This window comes from Catenuloplanes niger (genome assembly GCF_031458255.1).
Taxonomy (GTDB): domain Bacteria; phylum Actinomycetota; class Actinomycetes; order Mycobacteriales; family Micromonosporaceae; genus Catenuloplanes; species Catenuloplanes niger.
The window spans coordinates 9296686-9314728 of the sequence record NZ_JAVDYC010000001.1 but is presented as its reverse complement, the minus strand read 5'-3'; the positions used below and the strand labels follow the sequence as shown (position 1 = coordinate 9314728).

The 18043-nt window shown below is 75.6% G+C and carries 14 protein-coding genes; 8 read left to right on the top strand and 6 right to left on the bottom strand.

The features are described 5' to 3' along the window. Nucleotides 1–2: 2 nt before the first annotated feature. The gene (locus J2S44_RS40910; protein ID WP_310428710.1) at nucleotides 3–494 is read right to left on the bottom strand and encodes a YcxB family protein; all 492 of its coding nucleotides are present in this window, start codon (nucleotides 492–494) and stop codon (nucleotides 3–5) included. 69 nt (nucleotides 495–563) lie between these two features. Here J2S44_RS40910 and J2S44_RS40905 point away from each other — a divergent pair, with 69 nt between their 5' ends. Then, on the top strand, nucleotides 564–1355 hold the full coding sequence (locus J2S44_RS40905; RefSeq protein ID WP_310428708.1) for an SAM-dependent methyltransferase: 792 nt from the start codon (nucleotides 564–566) through the stop codon (nucleotides 1353–1355). Between the two features lie 15 nt (nucleotides 1356–1370). Here J2S44_RS40905 and J2S44_RS40900 read toward each other — a convergent pair whose 3' ends face one another. Both J2S44_RS40900 and J2S44_RS40895 read right to left on the bottom strand, forming a co-directional pair. Then, a complete protein-coding gene (locus J2S44_RS40900) occupies nucleotides 1371–2033 on the bottom strand; it encodes a response regulator (RefSeq protein ID WP_310430134.1) in 663 nt (220 codons plus the stop codon). Next, nucleotides 2018–4552: a sensor histidine kinase gene (locus tag J2S44_RS40895; protein ID WP_310428706.1), complete on the bottom strand. Its 2535-nt coding sequence runs from the start codon at nucleotides 4550–4552 to the stop codon at nucleotides 2018–2020. Before J2S44_RS40895 ends, J2S44_RS40900 begins: the two co-directional genes overlap by 16 nt. 97 nt (nucleotides 4553–4649) lie before the next feature. On the opposite strand from J2S44_RS40895, the gene J2S44_RS40890 reads away from it, so the two are divergent. Further along, a complete protein-coding gene (locus J2S44_RS40890) occupies nucleotides 4650–5567 on the top strand; it encodes a CPBP family intramembrane glutamic endopeptidase (RefSeq protein WP_310428704.1) in 918 nt (305 codons plus the stop codon). 1 nt (nucleotide 5568) lies between these two features. Here J2S44_RS40890 and J2S44_RS40885 read toward each other — a convergent pair whose 3' ends face one another. Both J2S44_RS40885 and J2S44_RS40880 read right to left on the bottom strand, forming a co-directional pair. Beyond that, entirely contained in the window at nucleotides 5569–6099 is a 531-nt protein-coding gene (locus J2S44_RS40885) for a LuxR family transcriptional regulator (protein WP_310428702.1), read from the bottom strand. Continuing rightward, nucleotides 6096–8840 (bottom strand): LuxR C-terminal-related transcriptional regulator, encoded by a 2745-nt coding sequence (locus J2S44_RS40880; protein ID WP_310428700.1) that lies wholly within the window; start codon nucleotides 8838–8840, stop codon nucleotides 6096–6098. Before J2S44_RS40880 ends, J2S44_RS40885 begins: the two co-directional genes overlap by 4 nt. A 228-nt stretch (nucleotides 8841–9068) precedes the next feature. Between J2S44_RS40880 and J2S44_RS40875 the strand changes: the two genes are divergently transcribed. From J2S44_RS40875 to J2S44_RS40865, 3 genes are read left to right on the top strand one after another with little or no spacing between them, the layout of a single operon-like run. Beyond that, nucleotides 9069–10754, top strand: coding sequence for a dynamin family protein (locus J2S44_RS40875; protein WP_310428698.1), 1686 nt, complete (start codon nucleotides 9069–9071; stop codon nucleotides 10752–10754). Beyond that, a complete protein-coding gene (locus J2S44_RS40870) occupies nucleotides 10751–12682 on the top strand; it encodes a dynamin family protein (protein WP_310428696.1) in 1932 nt (643 codons plus the stop codon). Before J2S44_RS40875 ends, J2S44_RS40870 begins: the two co-directional genes overlap by 4 nt. Beyond that, the gene (locus J2S44_RS40865; RefSeq protein WP_310428694.1) at nucleotides 12679–14688 is read left to right on the top strand and encodes a hypothetical protein; all 2010 of its coding nucleotides are present in this window, start codon (nucleotides 12679–12681) and stop codon (nucleotides 14686–14688) included. Before J2S44_RS40870 ends, J2S44_RS40865 begins: the two co-directional genes overlap by 4 nt. A gap of 120 nt (nucleotides 14689–14808) precedes the next feature. Here the strand turns inward: J2S44_RS40865 and J2S44_RS40860 are convergent, their stop codons facing one another. Next, nucleotides 14809–15273, bottom strand: a complete 465-nt coding sequence (locus tag J2S44_RS40860) for a TetR/AcrR family transcriptional regulator C-terminal domain-containing protein (RefSeq protein ID WP_374728056.1) — start codon at nucleotides 15271–15273, stop codon at nucleotides 14809–14811. A 221-nt stretch (nucleotides 15274–15494) separates the two neighbouring features. Here J2S44_RS40860 and J2S44_RS40855 point away from each other — a divergent pair, with 221 nt between their 5' ends. From J2S44_RS40855 to J2S44_RS40845, 3 genes are all read left to right on the top strand, one after another. Then, a complete protein-coding gene (locus tag J2S44_RS40855) occupies nucleotides 15495–16352 on the top strand; it encodes an FAD-dependent oxidoreductase (RefSeq protein ID WP_310428692.1) in 858 nt (285 codons plus the stop codon). Between the two features lie 95 nt (nucleotides 16353–16447). Then, the gene (locus J2S44_RS40850; protein ID WP_310428690.1) at nucleotides 16448–16891 is read left to right on the top strand and encodes a GNAT family N-acetyltransferase; all 444 of its coding nucleotides are present in this window, start codon (nucleotides 16448–16450) and stop codon (nucleotides 16889–16891) included. A gap of 53 nt (nucleotides 16892–16944) precedes the next feature. Continuing rightward, entirely contained in the window at nucleotides 16945–17568 is a 624-nt protein-coding gene (locus J2S44_RS40845) for a TetR/AcrR family transcriptional regulator (protein WP_310428688.1), read from the top strand. The last annotated feature ends 475 nt before the right edge of the window (nucleotides 17569–18043 follow it).

The window sequence follows — 18043 nt, the reverse complement described above, 5'->3', positions numbered from 1 at the left end:
CGTCAGGCGGCCGGGACGGGCGGTGCGGCCCACAGGCGGGCGACGAACGCGGCGAACTCCGCCCGCTGGCCGTCGGTCATCTCCGCCTTGGGGATCGCGATCGCCTGGAACCTGCCGAACATCGCGTACCAGACCTCGGGGGTCTCGATCACCGTGTCCAGGCCGGCCCACCGGAACCGGGACTCGGCGAGCGGGTAGGTCACCGTCACCCACTCGTCGTCCAGCGTCAGCTGCTGGCCGTCACGGATCGTCCGGGACTGCGCGCGCACCGACCGGGCCACCGTGATCGGACCCGCGGCGAAGAGCAGGAACAAACCGATGATCACCGAGACGTACGCGAGGGGCAGCGTGGGATCCAGCACGATCAGCAGCACACCGAGCGGGACCGGCACCGCGCCGATGATCCGGACCGCCCTCAGCTGCGACCGGGCGAGGAACGTGATCGTGCGACGCAGCCGTCGCTCGTCGTAGGGCACCCACAGGGAAATCTGCATCGGCGCATCGTAAGCGGAGCGGCTACGGTGTACGGCGAGATTCCCCTGTGGACTGTGAGGTGTTTTCCGGTGAGCGATGACCTGCCCGCGTCGAAGATCGACGAGAACGTGCCGCACTCGGCGCGGATCTGGAACTACTGGATGGGCGGCAAGGACAACTACGCGGTCGACCGGGAGGCCGGCGACGCGTACGTGCAGGCGTTCCCGGGCATCGTCGACCTGGCCAAGGCGTCCCGGAAGTTCCTGATGCGCGCGGTCCAGCACGTCGCGGGCGAGGGCGGCATCCGCCAGTTCCTGGACATCGGCACCGGCCTGCCGACCATGGAGAACACGCACGAGGTCGCGCAGCGGGTCGCACCGGACGCGCGGATCGTCTACGTCGACAACGACCCGCTGGTGCTGGCGCACGCCCGCGCGCTGCTGACCAACACCACGCCGGAGGGCGTCACCGCGTACATCGACGCGGACTTCCACGACCCGGAGCTGATCCTGTCGGACGCGGCGAACGTGCTGAACCTCCAGCGGCCGGTCGCGGTCATGTTCATGGGCGTGCTCGGCCACGTCGCCGACGACGACGAGGTCGTCTCGATCGTCTCCCGGGTGATGGCCGGCGTCCCGTCCGGCAGCTACCTGATCCTGTGGGACAGCACGAACACCAGCGCCGGCTTCGACGAGGCCCAGCAGGGCTACGACGACACCGGCGCGGTGCCGTACGTGCTGCGCAGCCCGGAGCAGGTCGCCCGCTGCTTCGACGGGCTGGAGATGCTGGAACCCGGCCTGGTGTCGATCTCCCGGTGGCGCCCGGAGTCCCCGGACGCGCCCGTGGTCGACGGCTACGGTGCGGTGGCCCGCAAACCGTAGCCGGCCGGTCACCGGTCAGGAACGGGGCCGGACCAGGCCCACGTCGTACGCGAGGATCGTCGCCTGCACCCGGTCCCGAACGCCGATCTTGGTGAGGAGCGCGTTCACGTGCGTCTTCACGGTGCCGACGCCGACGCCGAGCCGGGCGGCGATCTCCGCGTTGGACAGGCCCTCGGCGATCAGCGTCAGCACCTCCCGTTCGCGCGGCGTGAGCACGGCCAGTTCCGGGCGCTCCGGGGCCGGTGACGGGGTCACGCCGGTGGCGAAGGCCTCGATCAGCCGGCCGGTGACGGCCGGGTCGAGCAGCGCCTCGCCGCCGGCGATGACCCGGATCGCGGCCAGCAACTCGTCCGGGTCGGCGTCCTTGAGCAGGAAGCCGGACGCGCCGGCGCGCAGCGCCTCGAACACGTACGCGTCCAGGTCGAACGTGGTCAGCACCAGCACCCGCGGCGGATCGTCGGCCGCGGTGACCAGCCGGGTCGCGGCCAGGCCGTCCATCCCGGGCATGCGGATGTCCATGACGACCACGTCCGGGCGGACCGCGGCGGCCAGCTCGACCGCGGCGGCACCGTCGGCCGCGGTACCGACGACCTCCAGGTCGTCCTCGGCGTCGATGATGGCGACGAATCCGGCCAGCAGCATCGGCTGGTCGTCGACCACGATCACTCGGACGGCGATGGCCGCACCTCCTCGCTCGTGACCACCACCGGCGGACGCCCGCCGGTCGACGTGACCGGCGGCGGGGCGGCCAGCGGCAGCAGGATGTCGGTCTCGCCGGCCGGGTGCACCGTCATCGTGCCACCGACCGCGTCGACGCGGCCGCGCAGGCCGGCGGCGGCACGCGGGTCGGCCAGCACCGGAATCCGGTTCAGGAAGATCCGCAGCCCGCCGGTCACCCCGATGACGACCTCCAGCGGTCCGGGCCCGGGCAGCGCCAGCGCCGCCTCCACCAGCCGGTACGCGGACACGTCCACACCCGGCGGCAGCGGGGGGACCGGCGTGGCATACCGCAGCATCACCGCGCGGCCGTTCGCCCGCTGCGCCTCGCAGAGCGCGCCGATCTGCGCGGCGGTCGGCTGCGGCGCGGTCTCCGCCGCCGGCGCCGCCTCACCGGCCCGCGCACCGCCGCGCAGGCTGCCGAGCAGCTCCCGCATCGCGGCCAGCGTCGTCCGCGCCGCGGTCAGCACCGCGTCCAGCCGCGCCGCGGTGTCGTCCGGCCCGCCGGCCCGGTCCCCGGCACCCACCGAGCCGGCCTCACCGGCGGGCCCGGCGACCGGTGCCGGGCCGGCGGGCAGCGTCGCGGTGGCGGCGGTGAGGACGTCGGTGGCGCGGGCGAGGACCGTGGTGCGGAGTTCGGCCGCGATCCGCCAGCGTTCCGCGAGTGCCTCGCCGGCCGCGGAGACGGTCGCGGCGAGCACGACGTCGCGTTCGCGGTCCCGCAGGCGGGTGCGGCGGCGCCGCCAGCTCGCGCCGGCGACCCAGGCCGCCAGCAGCGGCACCGTCAGCAGCCCGCCGAAGAACGCGGCCATCGCGACCGTGATGACGGCGCGTTCGGCGGTGCCGTCGTAGTCGGTGGGGTCGGTCGCGGCGACCTCCGTGATCGCGCCGGCCGCGATCGCGAGACCGGCGACGGCACCGGTGACGGGCGCGACGAGCCACGTCCACGCGGCCCGGCCTCGGCCGTGCGCGGCGACCACGTAGATCGCGTAGGCCTCGACGAACCCGGCGAGCATCAGCGCGCTCAGCGAGCCGGCCGGCAGCACGCCGGCCGCGGCCAGCCCGGCCCAGCCGATCAGCACGGCGAGGATCGCGCCGAGCGTCCGCCACGGCGCGCGGTGCGCCCAGGTCAGCAGCCCGGCGTGCAGGATCAGGACCGCGCCGGCCGCGAGCGCGGTGCCGTGGTCACCGCGGGTGGTCAGGGCCGGGTCGATCAGCAGGACCGCGACGCTGCCCATCGCGAGCATGACCGCGACCAGCGCGTCGGTGAGATACCCGCGCACCGACGCGGCCCGCCCCTGCCAGGCCCGCCGCCACCGGGGCGGTGCGGTCTCCGCGGTCAGCGGCAGCCGGGCCGTGACCCGCCAGCCGTCGCGGTCCGGGCCGGCGGTGAGCGTGCCACCGAGCTGCGCGGCGCGGGCGCGGGCGCCGGCCAGGCCGCTGCCGGAGCCGACGCCGTCCGCGTCGGACGCGCGGGTCGCCGCCGCGTTCGCCACGGTCACCTCGACCGTGTCGGCGGGTGCCGCGACCCGGATCAGGACCGCGCCGCCGGGGGCGTACCGCAGCGTGTTGGTCAGGGCCTCGCGCACGATCGCGAAGGTCGCGTCGGCGACGTCGGCCGGGACCGCGCCGGGCGTGCCGGGGTCGAGCGTGACCGGCTGGCCGAGCCGCTGGAACTCGGCCGCGAGCGCGGCCAGCCGGGCCGGGAGGTCACCGGCCGCGTCCGCGGACCGCATCACCGCGACGAGGTCGACGAGCGTGTCCAGGGTGCGGCGGGCCGCCTGCGCCGCGAACGTCAGCGCCTCCGCGCCGAGCTCCGGCCGTTTCTCCGCGAGCCGGCGGGCCGCGGTCACGGTGACCACGATCGCGGTCAGGTGGTGGGCGCTGACGTCGTGCAGTTCCCGGGCGAGCCGGTGCCGTTCCGCGCGCGCGGCCTCGGCGCGGGCGGTCTCGGCCTCGGCGAGACGCCGCCGGGCGGTCTCCCGGCCGCGCCGCCACACCCGCCGCCGGTGCCCGAACAGCGCGACGAGCGCCGCGACCAGCGCGTCCGCGAGGACGAGCAGGACCAGCCCGGCACCGCTCTCCCCGGCGTAGTAGGCGGGCGTGGCCGCGTTCGCGGCCATCGTCGCGGCGGTGAGCGTCACGGTGACGGTCAGGGTGGTCCGCGTGCCGGTCCAGGCCGCGACGGAGAACAGCGCGATCAGCGGCGCCACGGTGAGCACGTCGGCGAGCGAGGCGCCGTCCGCGCCGAGCGGGTCCGCGCCCACCTGCACGACCGCGACCGCGGCGTGGGTGACGACCGCGGTGCCGACCGGCCGGACGCGCCGGAAACCGAGCGCGGCGACGACGACCGCGGTCGTGGCGAGCACCAGCGCGATCACCGCGGGCGGCCGGCCGAACAGCGCGGGGCCGGGCCACACGCCGAGCTGCACCGCGCCGAGGGCCAGCGGCAGCAGCCAGTCGGTGCGCGTCGGGCTCATCGCCGCACATCGTATGGGCTTCTCTACCCGAGGATAGAGACAGGGTTCGTGTCCACGGCCGATGAGACCGGGCCGGCGCGCCGGAATGCTGGACGGCATGACGACGACGCTTGACGCGCCGGAGACGGCCGCCGCACAGGTTCCCTACCACCGGCTCGCGCGCACCGCACGGCACCGCTGGTGGCGGCCGCTGGCCGGCACGCTGCTGGTGGCCGTCGGGGCGCTGGTGGCCGCGCTCGGGCCGTACGTCGTGGCCGGGTTCGTCGGGCTGGGCCTGGGTGCGCCGCGGGACGAGTTCGGCTGGCCGACGCTCGGCGACGAGGCCGAGCTCGCCGTGGGCCTGGCCGGGCTGGGCCTGGTGATCCCGGTGGTGCTGCTGGCGGCGCGCTGGGTGCAGCGTCGGCCGGCCGGCACGGTGTCGTCGGTGGCGGGCCGGCTGCGGTGGCGCTGGCTGGGCCGGTGCGTGCTGCTGGCCGTACCCGCGGTGGGGTTGATGTACGGGGTGTTGTTGCTGCTGCCCGCGTCCGGGGCGGAGGCGTTCACCTGGGTGGGCTGGCCGCGGTTCGCGCTCGGCGCCGTGGTCGTCGTGCTGCTGACGCCGTTCCAGGCGGCCGGCGAGGAGTACCTGTTCCGTGGCTGGCTGCTCCAGGCGTTCGGCTCGTGGACGCGGTCGCCGTGGCCCGGGATCGCGGTGTCGTCGGTCGCGTTCGGGCTGCTGCACGGCTACGGCACGCCGTGGGGCATGGCCGACCTGGTCTTCTTCGGGGTGGTGACCTCGGTGCTGACGATCCGCACCGGTGGGCTGGAGGCCGCGATCGTGCTGCACGCGGTGGGCAACGTGGCGGCGCTGCTGGTCGCGGCCGCGGCCGGTGCGCTGGCCGTCGACGAGACGGCCACGGACGCGGGTGCGCTGCTCGCGGCGGTGGACATGGTGATGGTGACGGTCTACGCCGCCGCGGTGCTGTGGCAGGCCCGCCGGGCCCGGCTCCGGCCGCCGGCCGGGGCCGGGGTGTAGGTCAGTCCCGGCTCTCCAGGTAGGCCATCACGGCCTCGCGGGTGCTGCGGACGCCGAGGAGCTTGCGGGCCTCGGCGATCCGCCGGTTCGCGGTGCGCAGCGACATGAACTCGGCCGCGGCGGCCGCCGCGATGGTCTCGCCGTTGGCCAGCCGGTCGAGCAGCGCGCGCTGCTCCGGGGCGAGCTGCTCGACCGTGCCGGTCTCCGGTGCGGCGGCCGGCGCGTCGGTGTCGCGGCGGACCGGGCCGAGGCGGGTCAGGTCGCCGATCAGCGCGCGGCCGACGTCGCCGCCGGCGTCCGCGATCGCGATGACGCCGGCGCCCCGGGCGGCCGCGAGCACCACGAGCTGGACGGTGTCCAGGTCGGGGACGCGGCCGAACAGCACGAGGTTGTCTGCGGTGACGTCCCAGCCGGCCTCGGGCAGCGCGAAGCCCTCCCGGGTGGTCCAGCCGTCGCGGGCCAGCCGGCGCAGCACCACCGTGGCGTCGGTGGCGCTCGGCAGCACGTACCGGGGCGTCTCCGGAGACGTCACGACATCAGCGCCTCTCGGACGCGTACCGCCGCTTCGGTTCTGGTCCGGGCGCCGAGTTTGCGCATCGCGGAACGGATGTGCGTCTCGACCGTCTCCGCGGACACGCCGAGCTGCCCGGCGATCCGGCGGGTCGGGTCACCGGCCGCGACCAGCCGCATCACCTGCTGCTCCCGGGCGGTGAGGTCGTCGCCGGCGCGCGGGCCGCGGATGTCGCGGCGCACCGAGTGCTGGCGCAGTGCCCGCTGGGCGCGGCCGCGCAGCACCACCAGCCCGGCGCGTTCGGCGAGGTCCTCGGCGTTGAGCAGCGCGCGGACGGCCAGGTCCGACTCGTCCTCGTGCAGGCCCTGCGCGAGCAGGCAGCGGACCTGTTCGCGGAGTACGACGCTGGACCAGGCGGCGGCGGACGCGGCGAACGCGGACGGTGCCGCGGACGGCGACGCGGCGAACGCGGACAGCGTCTGGTGGATCGCGGTCGGCCCGCCGGCGGCGGACTCGAGGCCGGCCACGTCGATCGGTGCGCCGTCCCGGGCGGCCCAGCGCGCGGTGATCCGGTGCAGGCCGGACAGCAGCGGGATCCGGTCGGTGTCCGGGTCCCAGGACGCGGCCCGGTCCGGCTGCCCGTCGAGCCAGGCGACCTCGGCGGCGACCCAGCCGGCGACCGGCGTGCGCGGTGCCGCGTCCAGCCGGGCCCGGGCCGCGCCGAGCAGCCCGGCGTCCGCCTCGACCAGTCCGGCCGCGGCGGCGGCGTAGCCGCGGGCGAGCGCGGGCAGCGACCGGTCCATCAGGTCCCCGGCCCGGTGCACGACCAGGTCGGCGAGGACCGGTTCGACGACGGCCGGCACGGACGCGGTCGCCTGGACGGTCGCGACGCCACGCGGCGGCACGCCGGGCGACGGCAGGCCGGCGCCGAACGCCGGGATGGCCGGCTCGACCCGGGACTGCGGCTGCGCCGGGACCGCGGTGACCGCGTGCCCGCGCAGCGCGGACGCCCACAGGCCGGCCGCGACGAACCGGGTCTGCCAGCTGTACGCGAGGTCGGCCTGGCAGGCCTGCGCCGCGACCTGGGCGAGGTGCGCGGCCTCCGGCAGCCGGCCGTCCGCCGCGAGCGTCTCGACCAGCACCCACGCGGACCAGCGGGCGGTGAGCGCGTCCCCGGCGTCGCCGGCCGCCGCGGTCGCGGTGGCGAGCGCGTTCTCCCAGCCGTACGCGCGGCGGGCCGCGGCGACCGCGGCGAGCGCGGCCCGCAGGCCGGTGTGCGCCGGGGTCTCGCCGTGCCGGGCGATCACGGACGCGGCCGTGCCGACCGCGAGCGCGGGATCGTCGGCGAGGTCGGTCAGCAGCAGCACCCGGTCGCGGGCGGCGAGCAGTTCCGGGGCGAGCCCGGCCGGGACCGCGGCCGCGCTGTGCCGGGCACCGTCGAGGTCACCGGCCTGCAGCAGCGCCTCGGCGCGCAGCACCATGGCCTCGACCACGGTGGCGTCGGACGCGACCGTGTGTTCCAGCGGGGCGAGGACGGACGCGGCCGCGGCGGGCTGGCCGGCGGCGAGCGCGGCGCGGGCCGCGGCGACGCGCACGCCCGGCTCCGGCAGCGTGCCGGGCAGCCGGCAGGCGAGCAGCAGCAGCTCGGCGCGTTCCCCGGCCCGGCTCGTGGTCCGGGACGCGGAGACCGCCAGCCGGTACGCCTCGCCGGTGTCACCGGCCGCGGCCAGGTGCCGGACGGCTTCGCGCGGCGGGACCAGCCGGGCGAGGCGCCGGTGCAGGCCGGTGCGGGCGTCCGCGTCGAGCATGCCGGCGGCGACCTCGGCCACGTACGGCGAGACGGCCGCGACCATGCCGAGGTCGGCCCGGGTCGGCGCTGTTGTCGCGGATACGACAGAAAGAGTTCCGGTGATCGACTCGACCGGGTCACCGGCCGGGATGCTCGACGGCAGCGACACGATCAGGCCGTTGTCGGCGAGTTCGGCCGCGCCGGAGCCGAGCAGCCGGGCCGGTGCGGGCCGGCCGAGCAGGCCGAGCGCGGCCATCGCGGTCCGGGCCGGGCGGGTCAGGTCGGCGAGCGCACCCGCGATCGCGTACCGCAGGTCGACGGTGTCGTCGACCGTGCCGGTCTGCTGCGCGTGCCGGGCGAGCGCCTGGCAGGCCAGCGGTGAGCCGCCGGCCTGGCGGACCACGGCCGCGACCGCGTCCGGGGCGAGCCCGGGCGCCACCTGGCCGACCAGCGCCGCCGCCTCCGCGCCGGTCAGCGGCGGAAGGGGCAGCCAGGCCGCGGCCGCGTCGCGGAGCGCGGCGAGCGTCGCACCGGGCAACCGGTGCGGGGTGCGCAGCGCGACCACGACCCGGGTGTGCGCCGCGATCAGTGGCAGCGCGGCCAGCGTGAGCGGGTCGGCCCACTGCAGGTCGTCGAGGACGAGCAGACCGCCACGGACCCGGGCCCGCACGGCCTCGGCCAGCAGCGGCGCGTCCTGGCCGGGCAGCCGCACCCGCACGGCCCTGGTCAGCGCGAACGCGGGCACGTCGCGCAGCGTGGCGAGACCGCCACCGGTGAACACCGGCCCGGAGAACGCGTCGCCGAGCTGGGTGAGCAGCCGGGTCCGTCCCGCGCCGGGGCCGCCGGTGAGCACCACGAGGCCCGGTTCGGCCAGCGCGCGCTGTGCGCCGGACAGCACCTCGGACGTCCCCGTGGCCGTGTCCCGGCCCTCCGGTGGCAGCATCACGTGCGTGCCTGACTCTGTTTCGTGCAAGGGTCCTCCCCCACCAGCTCGCTGCCACCGCCCATGCTGCCGGTTGCACGGTGGCACGAACATGGGATCCTGCGCCGGCAGGATATTCGTACCGTAGGGCCTAATAGTCTTGGGCCACGCAACTAGAGGGTGTCACAGACGCTCTTCGCCGCTCTGCCGGGAGGGATCGACCAAGCGATGCGCCGCAACAGTGCCATTGTGGCTGAGAAGACGGGCGGCTGACCAATCGTGGTGCAAGGTCCCCTGACCAACCGGGTCGCCGCGCTGTGTGACGAGGTCGGCCCGCGTCTGTCGCCGGTCAGCGCGCAGCAGGTGCTCGCCGTCCGGCGCCGCCTCGACGAGGCGCTGCGGGTCGCGGTCGCCGGCCGGCTGAAGGCCGGAAAGTCGACACTCGTGAACGCGCTCGTCGGCCGCCGGGTCGCGCCGACCGCGGTCGGCGAGTGCACGCGCGTGGTCACCCAGTTCCGCTACGGCACCGCCGACCGGCTGGACGTGGTCCGCCGGGACGGTTCGCGCGTGTCGCGCCCGCTGGAGGAGTCGGGCATGATCCCGATGCAGCTCGGCGTGCCGCGCGAGGACATCGCGTTCGTGGACGTGACGCTGACCAGCGACCGGCTGCGTGACCTGACCGTGGTCGACACGCCCGGTCTGTCGTCGACGAACCAGTCGATCTCGGCTGCGTCGGCCAACTACCTGACACCCGATCAGGCGACACCGGACGCGCCGCTCGACGACGACCTGGACGACGACTCGGTCGCCGCGGTCTCCGGCGCCGAGGCGGTCCTCTACGTGTTCACCCAGGCGGTCCGCGCGGACGACATCGCGGCGCTGTCGACGTTCCAGTCCGTCTCCGCGCGGCTGTCCGGCAACCCGATCAACTCGATCGGCCTGTTCAACAAGGTCGACAAGCTGGTCGCGGGCGGCGCGGACCCGTGGCCGGTCGCCGGGCCGCTCGCCTCCGACCAGGCCGGGGTGCTGCGCCGGGTCGTCTCCGAGGTGGTGCCGATCGCCGGCCTGCTCGCGGAGACGACCGAGGCGGGCCGGCTGACCGCGGCCGACTGCGAGGCGCTGCGCACCCTCGCCGGGTTGTCGCAGACCGAGCGCATGGTGCTGATGGCCTCGGTCGACCTGTTCGTCAACCGGGACTGCCCGGTGTCGAAGGCGCAGCGCGAGCGGCTGCTGAGCCTGCTCGACCTGTACGGCATCGGCTTCGCGCTCGCGCAGTTCGCGAACAAGCCCGAGCTCGGCTCCGGCGAGCTGGTCCGGCTGCTGCTGCAGGCGTCCGGTTTCGCCCGGCTGCGCAACACCCTCGACCAGGCGTTCCGCTGGCGTACCGACGCGATCAAGGCGGCCTGGGCGCTGTCCAGCCTGGAGCGGCTGGCCGGGCACGCCGCCGCCCAGCAGGACCGGGAGCTGCTCCGCGACGCGATCGAGCGGGTGCTGCAGCAGCCGGAGTACCACCGGCTGCGGCTGCTGGAGGCGGCCCAGTCCGTCACCTCCGGCGCGGTCGTGCTGCCCGAGCAGATGGAACGGGAACTGACCCGGCTGGCGCTGACCACGGACGCGGCCTGGATCCTGGAGATGCCGCAGGCGGGCGTGGAGCAGCTGGCCCAGGCCGCGCTGGCCGCCGCGAACCGGTGGCGGGTCTTCGCGGTCGCCGGCGCCAGCCCCGCGCAGGCCCGCGTCGCCCAGGTCGCGCACCGCGGCTTCTTCCTGCTCGCCCAGCAGGTCCGCGGCCAGAACTCGGCCCACCCGGTCTCCGGTGCCGCGCCCACGGCCGCGCCGTGGCAACACCAGCCGCCACCGCCGCCGGGGTACGGGCGAGCGCCCGGCCCCTACACTCCCGGCTACCCCGGTGCGCCTCAGCCAGGCCCGCCCCACCAGTTCCGCCCAGGCCACGGAGGTTACCGATGACCGCACCCGCCGCAGCGAAACCCGGCGCCGAGGCGGTGCAGGCGCTCGCCCGGCAGCTCGCCGCGACCTCCGACGGTGCGCTGGCCTACCTGCGGTCGGTCGAGCCGGACGCGGCCGCGGACCTCGACGAGCTGTCCCGCCGCGAGCAGGACAAGCCCGCGATCGTCATCGTCGGTGAGACCAAGCGCGGCAAGTCCTCGCTGGTCAACGCGCTGATCGGCGCGCCCGGCCTGTCCCCGGTCGACGTCGCGGTCTCCACCTCGGCGTACCTGGAGATGACCGAGGCGCCGACGCCGCAGGCCCGCGCGTGGCAGCCCGGCCAGGAACACCCGATCGAGATCGGCATCGACGGGCTGATCAACTGGGGTACGGCCGGGGGTGTGCTGCCCGAGGGCACCCGCCCGCCGCGCCGGATCCAGATCGGCTACCCGTCGCCGTTGCTGCAGCACCTCACGCTGATCGACACGCCCGGCACCGGCGGCCTCGACCCGGCACACGCGGAGGTCGCGCTCGCGGCCGCGGAGAAGGCGACCGCGCTGCTGTTCGTCGTCGACGCGTCCTCGCCGCTGTCCCAGCCCGAACTCGACTTCCTCATCCAGGCGTCGAAGCGCGTCAACCTCGTCATGTTCGCGCTGACCAAGACGGACGCGTACCCGGGCTGGCGGACCATCCTCGCCGACGACAAGGCACACCTGAAGACGCACGCGCCCCGGTTCGGCAACGCCCCCTGGTTCCCGGTGTCGGCCCGGCTGGCGGAGACGGCCGCGCAGATGCCGCCGGAGGTCGCGGCCGAGCTGGCCAAGGAGGCCCGCATCGACGAGCTGGCCAAGGCGCTGCGCCAGGTCGCCGGCCGCCGCGGCCTGCTCGACCGGGCGAACCTGCTGCGCGCGCTGCGCTCCGAGATGGTCCGCCGTGACCTGGCGCTCGGCGAGCAGATGACCGCGACCGACCCGGACCCGGCCGACGCGGCGCGCGCCAAGGAACAGCGGCAGCAGCTGGCGGCGCGTAAACGCACCGACTCCCGGCAGTGGTCGCTGGCGCTGAACACGCACGTGCAGCGGGCCCGGGTCGAGTCCACCGGCGGGCTGCGCACCGCGCTGTCCGAACTGCAGGAGGACTACCTCGGCAAGCTCGACAAGTTCAAGCGCAACGAGCTGGAGGCGCTGCCGCAGAACGTCGACGCGGCGCTGCACGCGGTGTCGCTGAAACTCTCCGCGGACCTGGAACGCCGGTTCCGGCAGGTCGGCGAGGAGGTGCTGTCGCACGCGTTCCCGCCCGCCGAACTGCAGCACGTCCTCGGCCGGCTCAACGCCCAGCTCGGCCACGCCCTGAACACCAAACCCCAGCGCGACGCCGGTACGGACAACGTGATGGTCGCGCTCTCCGCCGGTGGCATCGCGATGATGGCCGGCCGGGGCGCGATGGCCGGCGCGTCCGCGCTCGGCGCGACCGCGATCGTCGGCGGTGGCCTGCTGTTGCCGGTCGTCGGCGTCGGTATCGGCCTGGCCGCGGGCGCGTTCATCCTCTACAAGCGGCGCGTCGCCGGTGACCGGCAGCAGGCCAAGGTGTGGCTGCGCGAGGTGATCGGCGAGTCCCGGGCCGCGCTCACCGACGAGGTCGCGCACCGCTTCACCGACCTGCAGTACGCGTTGACGCTCGCGCTGGACGACGCGATCGAGCGCCGCCTGAAGGAACTCGACGACCACATCGGCAAGATCGACCAGGCGCTCGCCACGGACAAGGCGACCCGCGCGAAGAAGAAGGCCGCGCTGACCGCCGAACGGGACGCGCTCCGCGCCCGCGTCAAGCAGGTCGACGAGGTGCTCGTGAAGACCCGCGGCCTGGCGCCCGCGTCCGCCAGCGCCGCCGTGAAGACCGCCGCAAAGCCCCCCGCCGCCCCCGCTTCGACCGCTGGAGGAGCCCCGTGACCGACCACCAGGACTGGCCCGGCGGCGAACCACCGGACGACGACACCACCGGCGACGTCACCGGCCCCGGCGCCCCGCTCTACTCGCACTCCCCGTTCGGCGACGACCTGCCGACCTTCGACGAGCCGTCGTCGTCCTACGACACCCCCGGCCTCCCGGACGACGCGGAGGTCCCCGCGGACCCGGCCACGGCACCGGACGAGGTGCCGGCGACCGAGGGTTTCGGGGCGGCGTACAGCGAGGACGACCCGTTCGCGGCGTCCGCCGCGGGCGCGGGCGGCGGCGAGTCGTACGAGTACACCGAGGGCTTCGGCGCCGCCGACGAGCCGGACGCCGCCGAGGGCGCGGACGTCACCGCGGACGGCTCGCCGTCGGCCGGTGATCCCGTGGCGGATTCCGGCGGCGACCCGGATTCCACTGATCCCGCGGCCGGTTCCGGCGACGGTGGCGCCGACTCCGCGGCCGGACCCGGCGCCGATGCCACTGATGCAGCCGACTCCGCAGCCGGTGCCGCTGATTCCGGCGACGTCGCCGACCCCGCGGCCGGCGCCGGTGACCCCGCGTCGGCGGACGCACCGATCGGTGCGGAGCCGCCGGCGACCGAGGGCTTCGGCGACGCGGCGGCACCGGCCGATTCGGCCGGTGCGTCGGATCCGGACGACGGTTCGGACCCGGCCGAGGGTCCGGTCTCGGGTGCGGGCCCGGTCTCGGGTGACCCGGCCGCCACGTCCGGCGAGGCCGGGGAGCCCGGTTCGACGACGGCGAGCCCGTCGCTCGGTGACGCCGTCGGCCCCTCCGCCGGTGTTCCGGGCCCCGCGCTGCCGCCGGATGCCTCGGCCGGCGTCGGCGACCCGATTGCCGGCTCGTCCCCCGGCGCGGCGGAGTCCTCCGCCGGCGCGGACGTCCCCCCGGGCCCGTCGCTTCCGCCGGGCTCCGACGCAGAATCCGGCGCGGAGCCGGCGGCCGGGTCCACGACGCCGGCCGACGGCACGACGCCGGCCGACGGCACGGAGCCGGCCGGCGCGCGGACGCCGGCGGCGGGCGAGGCCGTCCCCGGCTCGGCGGAGCGCGAGGCTGTCGACTCGTCCGGCTCCGGCGGTGGCGAGCAGTTCGTCCCGCCCGCGGAGGAGGGTTTCGGCGACGCCTACACCGGCGGCGACACGGCGAACCCGGCCGCGGAATCGTCCGGTTCAGCGGACGCGAACACGGTGGACGACGTCTCCGGTTCCGGCGGCGGCGCACCGGCCGCACCGGAGGGCTTCGGCGACGCCGACGACACCGGGGCGGACGCCGGCATCCCTGTTCCGGTCGACGCGCCCGACTTCGCCGGCACCCCGGTTCCCGACGACATCTCCCAGCCGTCCGCCGATCTCCCCGAGCCGGCCGGCGACTCCTACTCGGTCAGCGACGCTGACTCGGCTGGGGACCCTTACTCGGCCGGAGACGCTGAGCGGGCCGACGACGACGTGGCCTCCGCCGGCGTCCCCGCCACGGCGGACGATGCCGCCGAGCCGGGTGTGGTGCCGCCGTTCGCGGCGTTCCCGCCGGACCTCGGCGACGAGGGCGACGCGGCAGGCGCGGACGGGGCCGACGTACCCGCTGAGGATTTTGATCCCGCGGACGCGCCGTTGTCCGAGGAGGACTACGGTGCCACGCCGCCGGTCGGCGTCGACCCGGACCTCGCCGATCACGGCGAGGGCGCGACCTGGGACACGTTCCCGCCGGAGCTGTCCGTGGAGACGCCCGACCCGATCGACGGCCCGCCGTGGATCGACCCGGACCTGCTCGGCTCCCTGTCCCCCGCGGACCTGGCCGCCGGTCTCTCCCCGGCCGACCTGGCCGCCTGGACCGACCCGCTCGCCGCCGCTCCCACGGTGCCCCCGGCCGACCTGCTCGACTACGCCGGCACCGGCGACCCGGCCGGTGACCCGTGGACCGCGCTGCAGTCCTCCGACGACCCGGCCACCGCGGCGTTGGCCCGCTGGTGGGCACCGCCGCCCGCCTGACCGGACACATTCCCCGAGGCCGGCTGCGTGCCGGCCTCGGCCCGTCCCGCCCGGAAGGGCCGCGCGAAGGTCCAGGCGCCGCCGGGCTCAGGTCCCGCGAAGCCCGCACACCGGTCGTCGTTACTGAACCCGCGTCCCGGCCCTCGGCTGGGGCGTGGTGCCGGCCGTGGAGTGCCCGAGGTACTCCACGCCGCCGAGGATGAGGTCGATCCCGGCGAGGAATTCGGTGCGGTCGTCGTGGTCGCGAAGCTGCGCGGCCATCGTCCGGGTGAACGCGTACTCCGCGGCGTCGAGCTGTCCCCACTCGGCGGCGACGCGGTCGAGGTTGTCCTGCCGGCCGGCGTGGGTCTCCGGGGAGTGGGAGTTGATCGCCTCCTGGCGGCCGGCACCGACGATGTGCAGCAGCAGCAGCGCCGAGGCCGCGGTGAACTGGGCGGGTGCCGCGATGCCGAGCGCGGCGACCGGCCGGCCCAGGCGTTCGAGGATCTGCAGCGTCGCCGAGCGCCACGGCGGGCGGGTCAACTGGTCGGCGACCCACGGGTGCTTCTCGATCGCCTCGTAGACGGCGAGCGTCACGGCATGGATCGCGTCGCGCGCAGAGGCACCGGCATCCGTCTCGGGCAGAGCGCGTACGACGGCGACGTCGTATTTCCGCGACCATCTACGAGGCGGACGAGTCGGCGGACGCCCGCACCCAGGGTGGCCAGCCGGACCTGCACGAATACAACGGTCAGCTCGCTCTGGCGGAGGCCGGTCTCACCGACGAGTTCCGCGCGATCATCCACGAGGGCGGCGAGGCCACGCACGTGCTCGACGAGCCCGACGACGGCACCGGCGTGCGACCCGAGGTCCTGCGCGGCGACCTGCGCCGGATCCTGCTCGAATCGCTGCCGGCCGGCACGATCCGGTGGGACCACAAGGTCACCGGGGTCAGGGCGCTCGGCGGCGGCCGGCATGAGCTGACCTTCGCGCACGGGCCGACGGTGACCACCGATCTGCTCGTCGGCGCGGACGGTGCCTGGTCCCGGATCCGCCCGCTGCTGTCGAACGCCCAACCGCGATACACCGGCATCACCTTCGTCGAGAACTACCTGCGCGACGCCGACGAACGGCACCCGGCCGCCGCGAAAGCGGTCGGCGACGGCGCCCTGTTTGCCGTCGCGCCGGGCAAGGGTGTGCTCGCGCACCGGGAGGCCGGCGGGGTCCTGCACTCCTACATCGCGCTGGCCACGCCGCAGGAGTGGATGTCCGGCGCTGTCACCGCCGAGCGGGTCGCCGCCGAGTTCGACGGCTGGGCGCCGGAGCTGACCGCGCTGATCACCGACGGCGACACCGCGCCCGTTCTGCGCCCGATCAACGCGTTGCCGATCGGCCACCGCTGGGACCGGGTTCCCGGCGTCACCCTCCTCGGCGACGCCGCCCACCTCATGTCCCCGTTCGCCGGCGAGGGCGCGAACCTCGCCATGTTCGACGGTTCCGAGCTCGGCAGGGCCATAGCCGCGCACCCCGGCGACGTCGAAGCCGCCCTGACCGCCTACGAGCAGGCGCTCTTTCCCCGCAGTGAGCGGTTCGCCGTCGAATCCGCCGCCAACCTCGACCTGATGTTCGGCGCCGACGCCCCCGCCGGCCTGCTCACCCTCCTCACCGGCGGCGAGCGGAACTGACGCGGAAGCCCCGGGACGGAACGTGACGGGCGAGCCCCACGAGGCCCGCGGCGGCCGGCCACGCGGCGCCGGGCGGGCCGGATAGCCTGATGATCATGGTGGAGTGGTCGGTGCGGGCCGCGTCGGATGCGGATCTGGACGCGCTGGTGGAGTTGCGGGCCGTGGTGATGCGGCCGGATCTGGAGCGGCTCGGGCGCTTCGACGAGCGGCGGGTACGGCAGCGGCTGCGGGACGGGTTCGTGGCCGCGCACACGCGGGTGATCGAGGTGGGTGGCGTGCCGGCCGGGTGCGTGGCGCTGCGGCCGGCGCCGGACGGGTACTGGCTGGAGCACTTCTACCTGGATCCGCGGGTGCAGGGCGCCGGCGTGGGCACGGCGGTGCTGCGCGCGCTGCTGGACCGGGCGGACCGCGACGGGCTGCCGGTGCGGCTGACGGTGCTGCGGGGCAGTGCGGCCCGGCGCCTGTACGAGCGGCACGGGTTCGTGTTCGAGAAGGATGACCCGCCGATCGACGAGATCATGGTCCGGCCCCCGCAGTAATTTTGCGTGCCACGCATCTTTGCGGGACGCGCATTTTTGTGTAGCGTGGTGGCATGGGGTTGCGGGAGCAGAAGAAGCAGGCGACCCGGGCCGCGCTGAGCTGGGCCGCGGTCCGGCTGATCGTGGAGCGTGGCGCGGAGAACGTGCTGGTGGAGGACATCGCGGCCGCGGCCGGGGTGTCACCGCGCACGTTCAACAACTACTTCTCCAGCAAGGGTGAGGCGGTCGCGGCGCGGCACCTCGACCGTCATCTCCAGTTCGCGGCGGACCTGCGGGCCCGCCCGGCCGGCGAGCCGCTGTGGACGGCGATCACGGCCGCGGCCCTGGCGCAGACCGCGCCGGGCCCGGAGGTGATCGCGCAACCGCAGCACCCCGATCCGGCGGAGTGGGCGGCCGGCATCCGGGCGATGATGGCGTCACCCGGTCTGCGGGCCGAGATGCTGCGCGCCGGCGTCCGGGCGGAGGCGGAGATCGCGGCCGCGGTCGCCGCGCGCACCGGCACGGACCCGTCCCGTGACCTCTATCCGAACCTGGTCGCGGGCGCGGTCACCGCGGCACACAACGCGGCACAGCAGCAGTTCGTCGCCCGTGACGCGGCGCAGTCCATGACGGACCTGCTGCGCGAGGCCCTGTCCCTGCTCGCGGCCGGTCTCCCGGAGCCGGCCCGGAAACCCTAGGAGCACATCGGCGGGTACGGTCACCGGCCGCACCGCACCGCACCGCACTCACCGCACCGTCCAGCACGCCACCCCGACACACCAGGGACCGCATCGGCGCGCGGGCCGCCCCGGCATGCACCGGACCCGGCACATGCCGGACCCGGTCGGGGCGTCGAGGGCCGGGACCGCGACGAACGCGTCAGCGCGTCCTTGCGGCACACCGCGCCGGGACCGTACCGCACCCGCCCGGCCGCACCGGGACCGCAGCGGGGACACGCCGCCGGAGGGCCACACCACCGGCTGCCCGATCGATCCGGCATCACCGCAGCCCTCGCGCGGGCACCGACCGCCCGGCACGGCCGGGCGGAACACGGACGGACAGCGTCGGCCCGGCCGGCACGGGCGCCGATCCGCCGCGTGCACCGCGGCGGCACCACACCACTACGAACACACACAACACGAACCTGCGCGCGACCGCGCGCCGGGCGCTCAC

Excerpts from the sequence above, each read along its gene's own strand:
- J2S44_RS40895 (WP_310428706.1), bottom strand. The coding sequence starts at position 4,552 with ATGAGCCCGACGCGCACCGACTGGCTGCTGCCGCTGGCCCTCGGCGCG.
- J2S44_RS40890 (WP_310428704.1), top strand. The coding sequence starts at position 4,650 with ATGACGACGACGCTTGACGCGCCGGAGACGGCCGCCGCACAGGTTCCC.
- J2S44_RS40845 (WP_310428688.1), top strand. The coding sequence starts at position 16,945 with ATGGGGTTGCGGGAGCAGAAGAAGCAGGCGACCCGGGCCGCGCTGAGC.
- J2S44_RS40910 (WP_310428710.1), bottom strand. The coding sequence starts at position 494 with ATGCAGATTTCCCTGTGGGTGCCCTACGACGAGCGACGGCTGCGTCGC.
- J2S44_RS40850 (WP_310428690.1), top strand. The coding sequence starts at position 16,448 with ATGGTGGAGTGGTCGGTGCGGGCCGCGTCGGATGCGGATCTGGACGCG.
- J2S44_RS40870 (WP_310428696.1), top strand. The coding sequence starts at position 10,751 with ATGACCGCACCCGCCGCAGCGAAACCCGGCGCCGAGGCGGTGCAGGCG.